We start from the raw sequence: 14,754 nt of genomic DNA on the forward strand, positions 1-14,754 counted from the left end.
CCTATCCCTCCTGGTTACTATTAATCCCAATTAAAACGGTAATATTATCTGGTCCGCCGGCATCATTTGCCATTTTTATAAGTTGAGCACACTTCTCTTCAAGCGGTATCGGCAATTCAAGTACCTTGATAATCCGCTCCTTAGAAACAGTCTTAAACAAGCCATCAGAACACATTAACAGTTGATCACCCTCGTTTAATTCAAAGCGATTTACATCAACTTGTGCATCAGGAGAGATTCCAATTGCCCTTGTAATTATATTGCTCTGGGGGAGCTTTAGTGCTTCATCTTCTGATATATCTCCCGTTTTTACCAATTCATTAACCAATGAATGGTCTACTGTAATCTGCGTTAATAGGTTTTGGTGAAGAATATATCCTCGACTATCACCAATGTTAGCAACCACAACCGCATCCTTAAATGTAATAGCGGCGACCATTGTTGTTCCCATCCCTTGCAAGCGAAGATTACGTTTGGATTGCGCTAAGATTTTATTATTAATTAATTGGGTTTCACGAGCAAACCAGCGGATTCCTTCCATCGAAGTTTGCGGGGGCCGTTTTTTAAACTGGCTCCCCAAAGTAGCAACAGTTTGCTCTGCAGCGATATCTCCACTACGATTGCCACCAATTCCATCAGCAATCACCATTAATTGATTACCGAGGTTATTAGTAAAAACAGCAACCCGGTCTTGGTTTTGCTTTCGCTGGTGGCCGATATCTGTTTGATAAGCAACTTTCATTAATTTACTATATTCCCTTCTTAAGGCTACTGATGAAGAAGCCATCAGAATCAAAGTCACTCGGTAAAATAGTTAAGGTTGGTGAGTGACGACTATCCTTAACCTTTCGTGCAGTTGTTGTTTTTACTAACGCAAATTCTGGATGTTCAGCTAAAAATGCTTGAACAGTATCATCATTTTCTTGTCGTAAAATTGTGCACGTGCTGTATGTGATTATACCGCCTTTTTTAACTTTTGCGGCAACCGCATTTAAAATTGCTAATTGAATCTTATGTAATTGTTTGCTATCACTTAGCGTCTTTGTATAACGAATCTCTGGTTTCCGGCGTAAAAGCCCGATTCCACTACAAGGTGCGTCAACTAAAATCTTGTCAAAACTTTCATCATCAAAAAGTTGATCAACTTCTCGTGCATCAAGAGCGTGAGCAGTAACGCGCTTTTCAACTCCTAGTCGACGAGCGTTTCTTTCAATCAGCTTAACCTTGTGTTGGTGAATATCAAGTGCATCAACATGGCCGGCTTCATTAGTAAGGGCTTCTGCTATTTGAACAGTCTTCCCACCCGGAGCTGCGCAAGCGTCAAGTACTTTATCGCCCGGCTCAATATGCATGCTTTCCACGGCTAACATGGCACTTTCATCTTGAATAGTAATTTCGCCTTTTTTGAAGAGATCGGAACTGATAATTTCACCTTTAGTAATTACTAAAGCATTTTGAGCAATACGGCTTTCTTGATATTCAATTCCAGCAGCATCCAAAGTTTGTTTGACGGTCGGAAGGTCAGTTTTGACGGTGTTAACTCTAATTACCTGATGAGCCGGCTCATTAATTGATTGAAGTATTTTTTCAGTATCTTCTTCGCCATATTCCCTAGTCAGCTCGTTGACTAGCCACCGTGGCACACTGTTTTCGATACTCAGCCGTAAATCACGTTCATTTATTTGATGCAGGTCAGGTAATCCTTTCCGCAAAACGGCATGTAAAACACCAGTAACAAACTTTCGAATACCTGGATTTCCCCGGTGTTTAGCTATTTCAATACTTTCGTCAGTTACCGCCCAATCTGGAACTCGTTCTAAATAATGATACTGGTAAAGTGCAGATAGGAGAAGTGTCTTTACCCAAGGATCAAGCCGTTTCCCCTGCACAAACGAATTTAACCAATACTCAAGGGTAAGTTTATGCTGCAAAACACCATAAATAATATTAGTTGCCAACCGGCGATCTTTATCTGCCAACGGGTACTTTTTTAATAACTGGTCAACCTGCAAATTTGAGTATGCACCATTTTCGACAACCCCTTCAAGCGCCACTAAAGCTAATTCACGTGCATTTTGCGGTTGAAATTTAGTCTTCACTTACAACTTGGCCTCCCTCTATAATATCTTTATGTCCATTAAGGTAGGATGTAATGTCCATCGCCTTTTTCCCTGCTGGCTTTAACTTATTAATCTGGTATGTCGTTCTATCTCCAGCAGCAATTACTAATTGATGTTTCGTGACCCGCACTACTTTTCCTGGTTCAAGGTCTGTTTTTTCTTCTAGTGGGGTCACATCATAAATTTTTGTCCGTAATCCATCAATAACCATGTTACCAAGAGGAGCCGGCCGTAATCCCCGCACCTTAGCATCAATTAAATGTGCTGGAAGGCGGAAATCAATCTGTTCTTGTTCACTAGTAATATTGGGAGAAAAGACTACTTTATCCGGATCTTGAGCGACCGGATTAACATCCCCGCTAATAAGTTTAGGCAGCGTTTCTAACAGCAAGTCTCTCCCTAGCAAACTAAGCTTTTTAAACATCGTGCCACTATCATCAGTGTCTTCAATCGGAATAGACCTTTGTGAAATAATATCTCCCGCATCCATCTTCTTAACCATGTACATAATGGAGACCCCGGTTTCTTTATCACCATTAATAATGGAATATTGAATTGGAGCCCCTCCACGATACTTTGGCAGTAATGAACCGTGAACATTGATTGCCGCAATTTTAGCAGCCGCCAATAACTTTGTTGGAAGAAATTGCCCATAAGCAGCAGTAATCATTAAGTCAGGCTGTAAACTAATAATTTTCTCCATTTCAGGACTTTTGCTGAGTTTAGCCGGCTGTAAGACTTCGATATTATATTGTTCAGCTAACTCTTTAACTGGCGATTGATGAAGAGTACGTTTCCGGCCGATATGGTGGTCTGGCTGGGTAAGAACTGCTTGAACATCGTATTCTGGATTATCAATTAAACTTTGTAAAATCGGAACAGCAAACTCCGGTGTTCCCATAAAAACGACTGATGTTGACATTAATAACATCCTTTCTTTTACATAAAATACTGTGGATCAGGATCGATACTTACTTGAACATCCTTAAAACCGCGACTTTGCGTATCCTGAAGAATATCAAACAATAGCTGATGCAAATAAGGATCCTTCTTATATTTGATGACGATTTGGTAATAGTAACGACGCTTCATCCGGGCAATCGCTCGTGGGGTGGGGCCAAGAATAACCGTCGAAGATAACAACCCCTGTTTTAGGCGACCATAGATATCTGCCATTGCCCGGGCTGCTTTGGCTTCTTCAGGATGACTAGCCATCAAACGAACCGTGTAATAGTATGGCGGATAACTGGCTTGTCTTCGCAGCATCATTTCCTGGTTAAAGAATTTTTCATAATCATGTGTTTTAGCATCTTGAATAGCGTAATGATCGGGGTTATATGTCTGGATAATAACTTTTCCTTGCTTATTTGCCCGACCAGCCCGACCACTAACTTGACTTAGCAAATCAAAAGTCCGTTCACTAGCACGAAAATCTGGTAAGCCTAGACCAGTATCAGCATTTAAGACCCCTACTAAGGTAACATTAGGGAAATCAAGCCCCTTGGCAATCATCTGGGTTCCTAATAAGATATCCGCTTGGTGTTGACCGAACTGTCGCAATAATTTTGCATGCATCCCCTTCCGCCGGGTGGTATCAACATCCATACGAATAATCCGGGCCTGAGGTAATAATTGATGCAATTCTTGCTCAACTTTCTCTGTTCCGGTCCCATAGTAGCGAATCTGATGGCTATGACAATTTGGGCATTCACGGGGGATTGGTTCTTCATGACCACAATAGTGACATTTCATTGTCCGCGTATCCATGTGGAGCGTCAAAGAAATATCACAATTCGGACACTTTAAGACATTTCCACAATCACGGCACATCATAAAGGATGAAAATCCCCGTCGATTTAGCATTAAAATACTTTGTTCGTTCTTTTGCAGGCGGTCATTTAAGTCGATTAATAGTTTCTGCGAAAAGTTACTCTCCCCGTACTTTTTAATTTCATCCCGCATATCAACCACTTCAATTGGCGGCAGTTCCTGTTTGTTTACCCGGTGGGGAAGACGCAACAAGTGATAAACGTTTTTTACTGCTCGTGCACGACTCTCCAGACTAGGAGTAGCTGATCCGAGGACTACCGGTGCTTGATTATATTTCCCTCGCCATTTAGCTACTTCCCGCGCTTGATAACGGGGTGATTCATCTTGTTTATAACTAGATTCATGTTCTTCATCAAGAATGATTAACCCTAAATTAGTCAACGGAGCAAAGATTGCTGAACGAGCGCCCACAACTACTTGCGCTTCTCCACGTTCGATCCGTCGCCATTCATCATATCGTTCCCCATTCGATAAGCTACTATGTAAAACGGCAACCTTGGAGCCAAATCGTCGCCGCACACGGTTAACAATCTGGGGAGTTAATGAAATCTCGGGTACAAGCATTAATGCTGTCTTTCCCTGTTGAAGAGAATTAGCAATCGATTGCAAGTATACTTCTGTCTTGCCACTCCCCGTAACTCCTTGTAAGAGAAAAACTTTAGGGTCATGATTGTCGATTGCTTGATTAATCTGATTAACAGCATTTTGTTGATCGGCGTTGAGCTGCAGGGGGGCTGCTAAATGAGCATCATCAGGAGTGCCCTGCATAGCCAAGGGTTGTCGATATACTTCAACTGGTGTTTTCTCTAACCATCCCTTCTGTTGTCCCTGATTGAAGGTGGCTGCTTTTAAACCAGTTTTATGTTCAGCATCCTTTTGCTTAACAACTTGACTGCCAATTGATTGTAAATATGAAAGAAGGCGGTTTTGAGCATGCGCATTAGCATGAAGGGATGCGCGCTCATCTTCCAGTTGTTCAAAGTTAAGTAAAGAGCGAATACCAGTCACCGTTTTAGCCTTGGCCCGGTCTTCCACTTGGTATTCAATCGCTATCTTTCCTTCCTTTTGCAGTTTGAACAATTCACTTAAAATTGCCGGTTTATCTTGTACCGCCACCATTTCTAATTCATCTCGACCATGAAAAATATCAAAGGCAACATGTTCGTCTACTTCATCTATAATTCGAATAATTCTGGTAGTCTTAGCCTTCAATAAGTTAGGCAACATCGTATATAAGCAAGAAATCCAAAAAGAATAAGTAGTATCAGCCAACCATTTGCTAAGATTCATTAACTCAGGATTAATTACCGGTTGAAGATCCATTATCGCCTGAATCGGTTTGAGTTCTCCCTCATATTGGGATGCATTGTCAAGGGCAACAACGAATCCTTGAACAGTCCGCTTTCCTTTTCCAAAAGGAACAATCACCCTTACCCCGACCTGAATTTGTTTTTCAAGCTTTGGCGGAATCTGATAAGTATATGGTTGATTTGTTTGCATTGTTGGAACATCAACAACTACCTGTGCCAACTCTGGCATTTAATCACCTGACTTTAATTTTGCGCTAACTAGCTCAATAATCTCGTTTGCAATTTTAGTTTTAGATTGCCGAGCTAATTTAATTGGCGTTTGATCTTTTTGTAAGATGGTCACTTGATTCTGGTCACTACCAAATGCCCCCGTAGCTCCTGCCACACTGTTTGCAATGATCATATCCGCATTTTTACTAGCAAGTTTGCGGTTGGCATTTTCTAAGAGGTCATTTGTCTCTGCCGCAAATCCAACGATATATTGACCGTTTTGCTTCATCTTCGCAATATTCTTTAAAATATCAATCGTTTCAGTAAGTGTAATGGTAAGATGCGGGTCACCATCTTTTTTCTTAATCTTATGACCAACTATCTCAACTGGTCGATAATCAGCAACCGCGGCCGCCATGATTAAAATGTCTGCTTGCGGAAATCGTTCTTTTAAACTGATGTATAAATCTTCAGTTGTGGTTACGCGCACAACTTCAATCGCTGGTGTTTGTGGAAGCGGGACGGTAACTTGACCGGCAATCAAGGTTACCTTAGCTCCTGCTTGAACCGCGGCGTTGGCAAGTGCAATCCCCATTTTACCAGAGGACCGGTTACCAATAAAACGAACAGGATCAATATTTTCACGTGTTCCGCCAGCAGTAACAATCACGCGCTTGCCCTTTAAAGCTTGACTGCTAGTTAAAAAGTCCTCTATATATCGGCAAATCGCTGTTGGTTCTGGCAAACGCCCATGCCCAGCATATCCTTCAGCTAATCTGCCGTTAACTGGTGGCATAATATTAACCCCGTCTTGTTTAAGCTGAGTAATGTTTCGTTGAGTTGCCGGTGCCAACCACATATGGCTATTCATTGCCGGAACTACAATTTTAGGGGCACTAGTTGCTAATAAGGTGGTAGAAACAGCATCATCAGCCAGTCCCGTTGCCATTTTAGCGATGATATTTGCTGATGCTGGTACCACCACTGCTAGTTCTGACCAATCAGCTAGCTCAATATGAGGAATAGGTGTTGAATGCTCATCCCATAAGTCAGTAAGAACTGGTGCTTTCGTCAAGGCAAAAGGAGTAGCAGGAGTGACTAACTTAGTAGCGGCGTCAGTCATTCCTACGCGAACCTCATGTCCCATTTTTTGCAGGCCACGCACTACTTCGATCCCTTTGTAAGCAGCGACACTGCCTGTAAGATACACTGCAATTCGTGTCATTATGTCACCTCAACTTATTTTTTCTTAATTGATTATAGCATTTTTAGAAGCAAAAAAGGGGCCAGTGACAATCTTGCCCTAGTCCCTTACTTTTGTTTATCCAGCTTATTTTAATCCTGTAAGTCTTCAGTATGATCAGGATCGATCGTAACTTTTCCAGCCAAAATCTCTTCAAGGGCCTTCCCAACTGACTTGCTTGAATCATAATGTTCAAGCAATGGGGCAGCTCCTGCATCTAATTCATTGGCACGCTTACTAGCAAGCATAACTAATGAATAACGAGAATCAATATGTTTTAATAATTCATCAACTGATGGAAAAAGGATCATTTTTCGGCATCTCCTAACATTTCAAGATAACGTGGCATTACACGGGTAACACGAAGCCGTTCAGTACGAATAATGTCTTTAATCTTCTCAACTGCATTTGGTACTTCGTCATTAACTACTGCATAATCATAGTTTTGCATCATTTGAATTTCGCCAAATGCTTTATGAATTCGTTTATTAATGACTTCCATACTATCAGTTCCCCGGTGAATCAATCGTTGTTTTAATTCATCCAAATCAGGAGGGGTTAAGAAAATAAACACGCCATCTGGGCACTTAGACCGTACTTGCATTGCTCCGTTAACTTCAATCTCAAGGAAAACATCTTTCCCTGAATCTAAGGTCTCATTAACATATTTTAATGGGGTACCGTAATAGTTGTCAACATACTTAGCATATTCCAACATCCCACCAGTTTGAATTTGGTGTTCAAACTCTTCTTTGCTTACAAAGAAATAATCAACACCATTAACTTCTCCAGGACGTGGTTTCCGAGTTGTCATCGAAATTGAATATTGAAAATCATTATCATTTGAATCAAAGATAGCTTTTCGAACAGTTCCCTTCCCAACCCCGGAAGGACCTGAAAGAACAATTAACATTCCACGATTTGCCATTATAACGCTCCTATTTATTTAATCGTATTAATACTATAATGCACTAGATTAGTACTGAAATCAAGCACCTGAATAACAAAAAATTATTGAGCTTTTTGCTTGCATTTCTGAATGTATGTTCGTATACTGTAATCAAACGAATGTTCGGAGGCGCGATTATGCAAATTGAACAAAAGTCTATTTTTAAATTTACGCCACAAATTATTAGTAAGAAACTTCGCCATATTTTTGAAGAAACACCTGCTGACGATCAGCAAGCAGGGTTGCTTACTCCCCAACCTGCTAAACAACGACAATTATTTTTAAAACGAGCTATTAAAGATAAGATTAAAGCAACGTTTCAGCTAATGCCGATCAACAATGATGGCTATCCTGTAAATGTTACTGGTAATATTGCCCAATTAGCAAATAGCAATCGATACCTTATTACGAATCAAAACGTGAGTTACGTTGTTAACTTTAATCAAATTAGGTACATTGCAAATTTGTAATATTAGATTCGATTTAAAGAGAGGATGAGAAAAAACGTTTGTTTTTTTCTCATCCTCTCTTTATTTACCGAATAATAGCAAGATAACGTGGAACTAGCTTCGCGTCGTTACAAGGCTCTTTCCCACTTCTCTTTCCTTTTTATTTTGCCATATTAAGTAATTCTTGCGCATGCTCTTTTGTCAATTGGGTAATCTTTTCACCCGATAGCATTCGCGCAAGTTCTTCAACCCGGTCGTTTTCTTTCAATGGCATAACTCGAGTAGTTGTCCGGTCATCATGGACAGATTTCTTAATAAGAAAATGGTGTTGCGCAACCGCTGCTACTTGTGGCAGGTGCGTGATACATAATACCTGCGAATGCTGAGCAATCAAGCGAATCTTATCAGCAATTGCTTGAGCAACCCGTCCGCTCACCCCAGTATCAACTTCATCAAAAATGATACTAGTAACGCCTTCCTTTTGCGCAAAGATTGTCTTTAGGGCCAACATTACCCGTGATAATTCACCACCAGAAGCAATCTTTGCTAATGGTCCCATCGATTCCCCCGGATTAGTCCGGATATAAAATTCAACCTGGTCAATTCCCGTCGGTGTAAACTGTTCCCGACTTTGATTGGCAAAGTGAACTTCAAATTCTGCTTTTTCCATATAAAGCTCTTTAAGCTGCTGGTGAACTTTTTTACCGAGTTCATGAGCAGCTTTTTGCCTTACCTGACTCAATTTACGACCGGTTTCTCGAATCCTATTTTCGGCTTCTGCTAACCGTTGCTCTAGATCACTGCTAGAATCAGCCGCGGCTTCCATCGAATCGAGCTCTTTTTTGATCTTATCATAATACTTTAAAACGTCTGCCAATGTATCGCCATACTTATGTTCAAGATCGCCGATAGTAGTTAGCCGTTGTTCAATCTGAGCTAACCGTTCATCATCAAACTCAAGCATGTCTAATTGCTGACTAGCTTCATTCGCCACATCTTGAAGTGCATAATAAGCATCATTAAGAGCCTTGCTAAGGTTAGCATAAGCATCATCAAATTCAGCAATTGCATTAATCGAGTCCATCACCGTGGCAACTTGATCTAAAACTGGCGCCTGCTCACCTTCATTAAAGGTCGTTACAGCTAGTTGAAGGGCATTATTAATTTGTTGAAAGTGTTCCAATCGATCACGTTCACTAATTAATTCATCTTCTTCATTTTCTTTCAGATTAGCTTCTGCAATTTCATTAACTTGGTACCGAAGCATGTCCAATCGCTGCGCCCATTGTTGCTCATTCGCTTGCTTCTTATTTACCGCAGCTTTTAGTTTAGAATAGGCTTGATATTCTTCCTGGTATTTTTGAAGTAACGGCTGAACTTCTTTAACCGCAAATTGGTCAAGCATCCCTAAATGAGTCTCAGGCTGCATTAATTGTTGATGCTCATTTTGTCCTTGAATATCAACTAATCCTGCACCAATTTTACGAAGAGTTGCCGTGTTAATCAGTTGCCCATTGATCCGGATAATATTACGACCATTACGATGAATTTCCCGGGAGACAATTAAGATCCCATCTTCATGGTCAATTCCTAGCGATTCAAGTAGTTTATCAAATTCAGGATCATCAGGAATCGCAAATTGCCCTTGAAGACTTAATTTTTCTTCTCCACGGCGAATAAATTCCTGCGATCCCCGACCACCGGCCAACAACCCGACTGCATCAATAATAATTGACTTTCCAGCACCAGTTTCCCCCGTTAGAACAGTCATTTGGTCAGCAAAAGTTAAGGTTAAGTGCTTAATAATTGCTAAATTATCAATCGTCAATTCTTGTAACAAAAATTTTCACCTCGCCTAGTCGAGCATTGCATTAAACTTTTCTTCTAATTTAATTGCTGCTTCTGGAGACATACAGACTACAAGAACATTCCCATCATCACCAATTGTCGTGAAAACCGTTGGAAAATCCATCTTGCGAATTAAGGTAGCTACTACCGGACCATTCCCGGGATGAACTGTTAATGCTAAGAAACAGTCATTGCGTTTTAATTGTTCCAAGCTATCTTGAAGAGTCTGGGCTAATTGATTTTCATGTCCTTGATGATGATATGCCGGCAAGCCATAACGATAGCCTCCATTATCAGCAGGAATCTTTATCAGTTGCATTTCTTTAATGTCGCGCGAAATAGTCGCTTGAGTAACTGTCAATCCCATTTCACGCAGACGCGCAACAAGATCTTCCTGCCGCTCAATGCTCTCATTAGTAATGATTTCCCGAATTTTTTGTTGTCGTTCTGCTTTTTTCATGGATTAAGTCACCTTTATTTATTCCTTATGATTTAAATCACTATCAGCGGCTGCAATAACCTTATCGATATTTACTTTTTCGGCAATGATCCCCGGATTTTCACTTAGGCGCAGGTGAACTAAAAATTCCATATTTCCTTGTCCTCCTTTGATTGGTGAATAGTCTAATCCAAGGATGTCAAAATGATCTTCACGAGCAAAAGTCAGTACTTCTTCTAAAACGGCCCGGTGAACTTTATGATCATGAATGATCCCATTTTTGCCAACATGCTCTTTGCCCGCTTCAAATTGCGGCTTAATCAGCGCTATTACTTCACCACCCATTTTCAGTATCTGAGCCAAGGGTGGCAAGATCAAACGAAGGGAAATAAACGAAACATCAATCGAAGCAAATTCTGGTTGACCACTGGTAAAATCTGCTAACTTACTGTAACGAAAATTGGTCTGCTCCATAACAACTACCCGGGGATCCTCCCGTAATTGCCAAACTAACTGATTAGTCCCGACATCAAGAGCGTAACTTAACTTCGCCCCATTTTGTAACATTACATCAGTAAAGCCACCAGTTGATGAACCAATATCTAAAACCGTCTTGTCCTTAACTGAAATATCAAAAACTTTTAATGCCTTTGCTAACTTCAAGCCACCCCGACTAACGTACGGCATTTTATGACCTTTCATGTGAAGGGTTGTGGTAATCGGAATCTTTTGTCCTGGTTTATCTAATCGTTCATTATTTTTGCCAAGGATTTCTCCTGCCATCACTGCCCGCTTTGCTTGTTCGCGAGAGTCAAACAGCCCTTGTTGAACTAATAATACATCTACACGTTCTTTTTTCATAATCCCTTTCCTTATTTAAAATATGCTAAAAAGTCATCATAACCAGCAAATGACTTGCCAGTAAGCTTTTCAAGATTCTTTTGATTTTGGCTAGCAGCCGTTAAAGCTATCTGCAACTGCTCCTTTGCGCCATCTACACCGAGCAATCCTGGATAAGTATTTTTTTGTTCATCAGCATCTTTATGAACGGCTTTTCCCATCTCTTCAGTAGTACTGAGAACATCCATTAAGTCATCATAGATCTGAAATGCTAACCCATAGTTTTCACCAAATGCTGCTAGCTCTTGTTTGATTTCAGCAGATTGATCCATCATAATCCCACCTGCCAAAACAGCATAGCGAATCAATTCCCCCGTTTTTTGATGGTGCAAGTATCTCAACTGGTTTAAAGTTAAATATTGGTGTTCGCCTTCAATATCCCGCGCCTGACCAGCAACCATTCCAGATGGTCCCGCAGCTTTTGCAAGTTCAAGGGTTAATTGGCTCCGAACATTAGCTGAAAGGTGATTATCGGCAACCCACTGAAAGGCCAACGTCAATAATCCATCCCCTGCTAAAGTTGCCATGCCCGCTCCAAATTTACAGTGATTAGTTGGTTTTCCGCGGCGTAGATCATCATTATCCATCGCTGGAAGGTCATCGTGGATTAATGAATATGTATGAAGCAATTCCAATGCAGAAGCTGCACGTAGCAGATCATCATTAAGCGTGCCACCCAGCATCTCAATCGTTGCAAGCGTCAATGCTGGACGCAGCCGCTTGCCCCCAGCCATTAGGGAATAAGACATTGAGCTTTCTAACGTTGCTTGATCAACATCTGTGGCCAATGACTTGCTTAGATAATCTTCAATCTGTTCTTTTAAAATCGGCAATGGTGTACTCATCTTTTTTGCTCCGTTGCTTATTGTTCATCAGCGCTACCAAATCCACGGTTACCACCGCCATTATTGCTTGGGTCATCGGTTTGTTTTTCGTAGACTTGCTCATCACCATTATCGTCAATTAAGTGCCCAAGCGTTTTTTCAGCATTTGTTAGCTTCGTTTGTAATTCCTTAGAAAGCTTGATTCCTTCTTGAAACTGTTGAAGGGCTTCTTCTAGTGGCACATTCCCCTGTTCAAGGTGATTAACGATCTGTTGTAATTGTGCTAATTGTTCTTCAAATGTTGGTTTTGCTGTTGCCATCTTAGTGCTCCTTTACCTTTTTTATTTCTGCTTGAACTTCCCCGTCATCAAAATGCAGGTGAACATTTTGCCCAACCGTTAATTGATTGGCATGATTAACAACCTTTTCATCACTCGTTACATACGTATATCCCCGACTCATAATTTTAAGGGGACTCAGTGAATCTAATTGTTTAATAAGAGTCGTCACTTGTTGCTTCTTTTCATTTTGGTTGGCAAGGGAGGCTGTAACTAATTGTTTTTGCAACTGATTAACTAACTGTTCTTGTTGTTGAACCTGGTGCAGTGGAGAAATAGCGGTTAGACGCCCGCTTAATCTTTCCACATTTATCCGCATGTCTTGCATTTTATTTTGCGTTGCTTGACTTAACTGTTGAGTTAGTTGGTCAACCTTTTGCGCATAATTTTCATACAGTCTTTCCGGTTGCTGAAAAATATAGCTTTGCAGCTGTTTATTCAATTGTTGGCGGTCAAAATTAATTTTGGTTCGCATCGTATTTAATAAACGATTCTGATCATCTTTAAGCGTCAATAACACATCGTTTAATTTTACCGGCGTTGCTAATTCAGCGGCGGCAGTGGGGGTGGCAGCGCGTTGATCAGCTACGAGGTCGGCAATTGTTGTATCTGTCTCGTGACCCACTGATGAAATTACCGGAATTTTACTATTGGCAATTGCACGGGCAACCACTTCTTCATTAAAAGGCCATAAGTCTTCCATTGATCCCCCACCACGACCGATAATAAGGGTATCAAAGTCTCCACGGTCATTGGCACGGTTAATTTGCCTAGCAATATCAGCTGCTGCCTTATCTCCTTGAACAACAGTAGGGTATAAAACAACTTGGGCAATTGGATAGCGTCGCCGAACAGTCGTATTAATATCCCGGATAACAGCCCCATCAATACTAGTAACAACTGCAATTCGTTTTGGAAACATTGGGACCTGTTTTTTAGGCAAATTAAATAGACCCTCAGCACTCAACTTCTTTTTTAGTTGCTCAAACGCTAAGTATAAAGAACCTAGACCATCTGGCTCCATCCGGTCAATATAAATCTGGTAACGGCCACTTTTTTCATACAAGCTTACATGACCGACTACACAAACCTTCATCCCCTGTTCAGGAGTAAATTTAATTTTCCGAAATTGATGCTCAAACATTACAGCATCAATCACGGCATTATCGTCTTTTAAACTAAAATACTGATGCTTTTGCCGTAAACGAAAATTAGAAAGTTCGCCGGTTAAATAAACCGTATGTAAGTAAGGATCCCGGTCAAACTTCATTTTCAAATACTTAGTTAGTTCACTAACTGTTAAATACTGGCTTCTATCCATGGTGCCTCCACTGCGCTAAATCAACTGTTTGTTCCATCAAAGTTGCAATCGTCATCGGTCCTACGCCACCTGGAACAGGAGTGATTGCCTGAGCTTTTTCCTTTACCGCTGCAAAGTCAACATCCCCCGTCAATTTACCATCGCTTAAACGATTAATTCCCACATCGATTACTACTGCTCCTGATTTCACATCTGTCGCCTTGATAAGGTTAGGCACACCAGTAGCCACAATCAAGATATCTGCTGTTTTCGTTAAAGCAGAAAGGTCACGAGTATTTCTGCCAGCCATCGTCACAGTTGCGTTAGCGTTATTTAAAAGCGCTAAAAGAGGCTTGCCGACTAAAATACTCCGGCCAACAATAACCGCATTTTTTCCTTGTAAATCAATATTATATTCTGCTAACATCCGCATAATTCCGCGAGGTGTACAAGCCACGGGATAATTACCATGCTGATTAGCAAATAATTTCCCTAAGTTTAAAGGATTAAGACCATCAACATCCTTCGCTGGTAAGATAGCATTAGTAATTACTTCTGGATCCAATTGAGGAGGAAGAGGTTGTTGAACAAGGATGGCATCAATTGTGTCATCATTATTCAACTTTTCAATTTCAGCAAGCAACTTATCCTGGCTAACATCAGCAGGGAATTTTTTTAAAATTGAATTGATTCCTAACTTAATAGCCTTATTATGTTTATTTCGGGTATAGATTAAACTCGCTGCATCATCACCAGCAATTACGACTGCAATTCCCGGGATTAGATTTTGTTTTTCTTTTAACTGTGCTACCAGTTCTTGGGTCTGGGCATTGATTTTTTTAGCAAGGGCCTTACCATCAATAATTGTTGTCACAATGATTCCTCCTCGTTAAATTTCCATTTTATATTCTACCATAATAATATTGCGCCTAAGCAAAAAAGGAGTGGAATCAGAAGTTTATCGCTTCATCTTTTCCACCCCAGAATTATTGTT

15 protein-coding genes are annotated in these 14,754 nt (G+C 40.7%); 1 reads left to right on the plus strand and 14 read right to left on the minus strand.

Annotation, left to right across the window (positions count from 1 at the left end; translation table 11 throughout):
* Position 1: 1 nt before the first annotated feature.
* The 7 genes from CBG10_RS07645 to gmk form a co-directional block, all read right to left on the minus strand.
* Entirely contained in the window at positions 2-742 is a 741-nt protein-coding gene (locus tag CBG10_RS07645; RefSeq protein WP_094502481.1) for a Stp1/IreP family PP2C-type Ser/Thr phosphatase, read from the minus strand.
* A gap of 7 nt (positions 743-749) precedes the next feature.
* Positions 750-2,099, minus strand: a complete 1,350-nt coding sequence (rsmB, locus tag CBG10_RS07650) for a 16S rRNA (cytosine(967)-C(5))-methyltransferase RsmB (RefSeq protein WP_094502480.1) — start codon at positions 2,097-2,099, stop codon at positions 750-752.
* Positions 2,089-3,042: a methionyl-tRNA formyltransferase gene (gene fmt / locus CBG10_RS07655; RefSeq protein ID WP_019252453.1), complete on the minus strand. Its 954-nt coding sequence runs from the start codon at positions 3,040-3,042 to the stop codon at positions 2,089-2,091. Before fmt ends, rsmB begins: the two co-directional genes overlap by 11 nt.
* A gap of 17 nt (positions 3,043-3,059) precedes the next feature.
* Positions 3,060-5,489 carry a primosomal protein N' gene (gene priA, locus CBG10_RS07660; protein WP_094502479.1) on the minus strand — a complete coding sequence of 810 codons (2,430 nt, stop codon included), beginning with the start codon at positions 5,487-5,489 and terminating at the stop codon, positions 3,060-3,062.
* A complete protein-coding gene (gene coaBC / locus CBG10_RS07665; protein ID WP_094509311.1) occupies positions 5,490-6,695 on the minus strand; it encodes a bifunctional phosphopantothenoylcysteine decarboxylase/phosphopantothenate--cysteine ligase CoaBC in 1,206 nt (401 codons plus the stop codon).
* 110 nt (positions 6,696-6,805) lie between these two features.
* Positions 6,806-7,024 (minus strand): DNA-directed RNA polymerase subunit omega, encoded by a 219-nt coding sequence (rpoZ, locus tag CBG10_RS07670; protein ID WP_003663855.1) that lies wholly within the window; start codon positions 7,022-7,024, stop codon positions 6,806-6,808.
* Complete coding sequence (gene gmk, locus CBG10_RS07675) at positions 7,021-7,641, minus strand: guanylate kinase (protein WP_003663856.1); 621 nt, start codon at positions 7,639-7,641, stop codon at positions 7,021-7,023. Before gmk ends, rpoZ begins: the two co-directional genes overlap by 4 nt.
* A gap of 140 nt (positions 7,642-7,781) precedes the next feature.
* On the opposite strand from gmk, the gene CBG10_RS07680 reads away from it, so the two are divergent.
* Complete coding sequence (locus tag CBG10_RS07680) at positions 7,782-8,132, plus strand: hypothetical protein (protein ID WP_035169255.1); 351 nt, start codon at positions 7,782-7,784, stop codon at positions 8,130-8,132.
* 139 nt (positions 8,133-8,271) lie between these two features.
* Here CBG10_RS07680 and recN read toward each other — a convergent pair whose 3' ends face one another.
* The 7 genes from recN to CBG10_RS07715 are packed head-to-tail and all read right to left on the minus strand — an operon-like array spanning position 8,272 to position 14,634.
* The gene (gene recN, locus CBG10_RS07685) at positions 8,272-9,951 is read right to left on the minus strand and encodes a DNA repair protein RecN (protein WP_094512182.1); all 1,680 of its coding nucleotides are present in this window, start codon (positions 9,949-9,951) and stop codon (positions 8,272-8,274) included.
* Between the two features lie 15 nt (positions 9,952-9,966).
* Positions 9,967-10,419 (minus strand): arginine repressor, encoded by a 453-nt coding sequence (locus CBG10_RS07690; protein WP_035169259.1) that lies wholly within the window; start codon positions 10,417-10,419, stop codon positions 9,967-9,969.
* A gap of 18 nt (positions 10,420-10,437) precedes the next feature.
* Positions 10,438-11,259 carry a TlyA family RNA methyltransferase gene (locus CBG10_RS07695; RefSeq protein ID WP_094502476.1) on the minus strand — a complete coding sequence of 274 codons (822 nt, stop codon included), beginning with the start codon at positions 11,257-11,259 and terminating at the stop codon, positions 10,438-10,440.
* A gap of 11 nt (positions 11,260-11,270) precedes the next feature.
* Positions 11,271-12,143, minus strand: a complete 873-nt coding sequence (locus tag CBG10_RS07700; protein WP_094512184.1) for a polyprenyl synthetase family protein — start codon at positions 12,141-12,143, stop codon at positions 11,271-11,273.
* Positions 12,144-12,160: 17 nt separating this feature from the next.
* Positions 12,161-12,442 (minus strand): exodeoxyribonuclease VII small subunit, encoded by a 282-nt coding sequence (locus tag CBG10_RS07705; protein ID WP_019252445.1) that lies wholly within the window; start codon positions 12,440-12,442, stop codon positions 12,161-12,163.
* 1 nt (position 12,443) lies between these two features.
* Positions 12,444-13,781, minus strand: a complete 1,338-nt coding sequence (xseA, locus tag CBG10_RS07710) for an exodeoxyribonuclease VII large subunit (protein ID WP_003675664.1) — start codon at positions 13,779-13,781, stop codon at positions 12,444-12,446.
* A complete protein-coding gene (locus CBG10_RS07715; RefSeq protein WP_094502475.1) occupies positions 13,774-14,634 on the minus strand; it encodes a bifunctional 5,10-methylenetetrahydrofolate dehydrogenase/5,10-methenyltetrahydrofolate cyclohydrolase in 861 nt (286 codons plus the stop codon). Before CBG10_RS07715 ends, xseA begins: the two co-directional genes overlap by 8 nt.
* Between the last annotated feature and the right edge of the window lie 120 nt (positions 14,635-14,754).

The sequence above is a fragment of the Limosilactobacillus reuteri genome, assembly GCF_002254085.1.
Classification (GTDB): domain Bacteria; phylum Bacillota; class Bacilli; order Lactobacillales; family Lactobacillaceae; genus Limosilactobacillus; species Limosilactobacillus reuteri_K.